Origin of the sequence: Undibacterium sp. Di27W (assembly GCF_049340345.1) — a bacterium.
GTDB lineage: Bacteria > Pseudomonadota > Gammaproteobacteria > Burkholderiales > Burkholderiaceae_D > Undibacterium.
The window spans coordinates 1-4,222 of the sequence record NZ_JBMPOS010000053.1 but is presented as its reverse complement, the minus strand read 5'-3'; the positions used below and the strand labels follow the sequence as shown (position 1 = coordinate 4,222).

Here is a 4,222-nt window from a genome sequence, read left to right as displayed (position 1 = left end):
TAATCGGGATATGCCTGTTGCTGAGGTGTATCTATGACTGAACAGCTAGCTATTTCAGAAACGGCATAGATTGATCCTGCGCCTGAAAATGTTATTTCTATCAGCCCCTCCGCTAATTCAGGGCATTCCGTAATTATTGGTGCTCATGAAGATCGCGAGAAGCGAATTGAAATCTCAAAGAACTTCGTTTCATTGGGCGGTGGAAAAGACAAAGGTATTGATGCAATTACCGCTGCCAGCACTCCCGAAGGTGACGTGTGGGCAATATCTGATCCATTGACGTCATTGAGTGCCTCAATGCGGAAGAGTCATAGCAAGGCAAAATTGGCTCTAATAAGTGTCTGAATGTAAATAATGGCATTTATGGAAATAGTAGTGGTCGAATCTATGCTGATACCTTATTGTTACGTATCTACTTAAGCAAAGATGCGATACATGTGTTTATGAGTAGCTCTTCACAGATCAGCATCGATCATAGAGGTGATTTTTAAAATGATAAATACAGAGACCCCTATGGATGGTTCCGCAAACGATATTTCAACCAAGTTGGCGCGTAGTCATCTAGGATTCCCTGTAGTCGGCCTGGGAGCTTCAGCTGGCGGTTTGGAAGTGCTGTCTCGCTTGTTTGGAAGTCTCCCCGCGCAACACGGGATGGCCTTCGTGGTGATTCTTCATCTAGCACCACAGCAACACAGCGCATCTGACAGCATATTGCAGCGCGCCACAACAATGCCGGTGCTACAGGTAACAACAAGAACACGAATTGAACCCGATCATGTCTACGTGATTGCGCCTAACCATCAGTTATCCATGGATGATGGACACCTCTCTGTCTCTAAGCTTGACCGGCCCCGTGGTCAGCACACTGCTATCGATATTTTCTTTCGTACCCTTGCAGACGCGCATCGCGAACATGCCGTCGCTGTGGTGCTATCAGGCATAGGTTCGGATGGGGGGATAGGTCTTGAGCGGGTTAAGGAAATGGGGGGCGTAACGCTGGCACAGGACCCTTTTGACTGCGAATATGACAGCATGCCGGTAGCCGCTATAGCCACTGGGATAGTGGATTTTGTGTTGCCTGTAGAAGCCATTGCTGCAAAACTTGTTGAATTGTGGGCTACTGCTCGTGATATGCAATTGTCCCCATCCGAAGACGATGATGAAAAATGGCAAAGTGACTGCGACAAGATAGGTGAAAGCGCCAAGGAAGAAGATGCACTCCAGCGCATTATCACAATGCTGTTCGCAGATACAGGTCATGACTTTCGTCACTACAAGCGCGCTACTGTTCTTCGCCGGATCGAGCGTCGGCAGTTAGTCAAGGGTGTATCGTCTTTCCATGAATATGCCGAGTTATTGAAGTGCGAGCCTTTGGAATTTAAGTCCTTGTTAAAGGACTTGCTAATTGGTGTTACGAACTTCTTTCGCGATCACGATGCCTTCGATGCCCTAGAGCTGACTGTTATCCCTGAACTGTTTCGCAATAAAAATGCTGGAGACCAGGTACGGGTGTGGGTGGCTGCCTGCGCCACAGGCCAGGAAGCATATTCCTTAGGAATATTACTTGCAGATAAAGCGTCTTCTTTATCCAAGCCGATAGAATTTCAGGTGTTTGCGTCGGATATTGATGAGCATGCGATTTCCATAGCGCGTGCAGGATCATATCCTGTGACTATCATGATGGACGTGCCGCCAGCACGGCTGCGTCATTCTTTTACGAAAGAAAATGATCACTACCGTATTCGTAAATCTGTGCGTGATCGTATTCTCTTTGCATGTCACAACCTATTGCGTGATCCACCTTTTTCAAAGCTGGACATGATTTCGTGCCGTAATTTATTGATTTATCTGACCCGTGAAGCGCAACTGCGCTTACTAGAAACATTCCATGCAGCCTTAAAGCCTGATGGTTTCCTGTTTCTGGGCTCATCAGAGACCGCGGATGCGGCGGCGGAATTTTTTGCTCCCTTCGATAAAAAGAACCGGATTTATAGAGCGCGCACCCTTTCCCGTTCTGCTCGGACTTTACCATCGCTTGCAAGTGCCCCATTGCACAGAGTGCCAGATACGGGACACGCAGGTCCACAAGTCCGCGACCAATTTTCATTCAACGAAGTCCACCAGCGAGCACTTTCCAAATTTGCCCCCCCCAGCCTGGTAGTTGACCGTGATTCAGACATTGTTCATATGTCCGATACCGCAGGCCGGTTTTTACGCCATGTTGGAGGAGAGCCATCACGTAACATTCTGGCACTCGTTCTTCCAGAATTGCGGGTTGAATTGCGTATGGCTTTGTATCAGGCACTACAAACAGGAAATAGCGTTGAAGCTCATCGTGTGATGATTACGCGGGGCGAAGCTACGTATTTCATTAACATGATAGTACGGCCATTCAAGGATGAAGTGGCCGACATAGGATTCATGCTGGTATTGTTCGAAGAGATCGAGCGCACTATGAATACTCAGCCGGGTGTTACGCCGGTTGAGCCAAAAGACCTAGTGTTGAATCAACTTGAAGCAGAACTGCAGCGCAGCAAGGACAAGTTGCAAGAAACCATAGAGCATGCAGAAGTATCCAATGAAGAACTGCGAGCATCTAATGAGGAACTGCAAGCAATTAACGAGGAGTTGCGCTCGGCCACCGAAGAGCTTGAAACCAGCAAGGAGGAATTGCAATCGGTAAATGAGGAACTAATCACCGTCAATTACGAATTAAAGGTCAAAGTAGAAGAAACGGGTAAGGCAAATGATGACCTCAACAACCTGATCGCCTCTACCGACATTGCCACGATATTCGTAGACAGGGCAATGCGCATCAATCGTTTTACGCCACGCGCTGCAGATATTTTTTCAATTATTCCTTCAGATATTGGCCGTTCCTTGCTGGACATTACGCATCGTCTCCATTATTCACATCTTGCCGAAGATATTTCTACTACCTTTGATACCTTGCGCCCTATTGAACGTGAGTTGCGCAGTGTTGATGGGCGATATTACATGGTGCGCCTGTTACCCTACCGTACAACCGAGGACAAGATCGATGGAGCCGTAATGACTTTCATTGACATTAGTAGCCGACGTGAGGCCGAAACCAAAGCCCGCATTAGCGAAGAATGGATGCGCCTCGTGGCCGATAGCACGGATGATTTCGCCATTATTACCACCGATAAGCGTGGCTTCGTTACAGCATGGAACAAAGGGGCTGAACGTAACTTTGGTTATACTGAGGAAGACATGTTGGGTAAAACCCTTGATCTGGTTTACCTGCCAGAAGACCAGGCTTCGGGTGTTCCTGAAGATGAGCGTAACCGCGCTTTTAAGGATGGCCGCGCAGAGGACGAGCGTTGGCAAATACGCAAAGACAATAGTCGCTTTTACTGCACTAGCGTTACAACCGTTCTGCAAAATGGTGACTTTGAAGGCTATGCAAAAATAGCTCGTGACCAGACTTCCCGCATGCAGCACGATAGCCGACGCGAAGCAGCACTATCAAACGAGCAGGCCACCCGTTCGCATGCTGAAATGACCAACGCAATGAAAGATGAATTTCTTGCCGTGATGTCGCATGAGTTGCGCCATCCTCTCAATGTTATTTATATTAATGTTGAACTGCTTTCGCGTCTACCAGCAGTACGGCAATCGCCACCTGCACTACGATCCGCTTCAATCATCCGCGATTCAGTGACGAGCCAGGCAAAAATCATTGAAGACCTGATGGATATGTCGCGTGTTGCAACCGGTAAACTGACGTTAACAATACAAGACGTGGAGCTAGGTGCGCTTGCATCAAAGCTGGTAGAAGTTATGCGGGCTGATCCGGCGGTAGAAAACTTGACTCTACAATATGTGCAACATGACAGGCCTATATTGGTAGCGGCTGATCGGGTTCGCATTGAGCAGGTGGTGCTCAACTTGCTCAGCAATGCAGTGAAATTTACTCCCTCTGGCGGTACTGTTACCGTTACATTGGGTATTGAAGACGAACAGGCGACGCTGGAAGTTAAAGACACGGGAGCAGGTATTTCGGTCGAATCGCTGCCACGCGTATTCGACATGTTTGGTCAGGGAACTGCCACGGCTCTGCGAAGTAAAGCAGGTCTTGGCATCGGCTTGGCACTGGTGCAGCAGATAACTGAACTACATGGCGGCACGGTTGTCGCTAATTCAAATGGTGTAGGTCAAGGTAGTACGTTTACCTTACGGCTTCCTCTCTCTCATGTAG

1 protein-coding gene is annotated in these 4,222 nt (G+C 48.2%); it reads left to right on the top strand.

Features of this window, described 5'->3' with window-relative positions:
- Nucleotides 1-513: 513 nt before the first annotated feature.
- Nucleotides 514-4,222 (top strand): CheR family methyltransferase (locus tag ACO0LF_RS31120; RefSeq protein WP_423021232.1); only part of this gene is annotated, 3,709 nt, incomplete at its 3' end.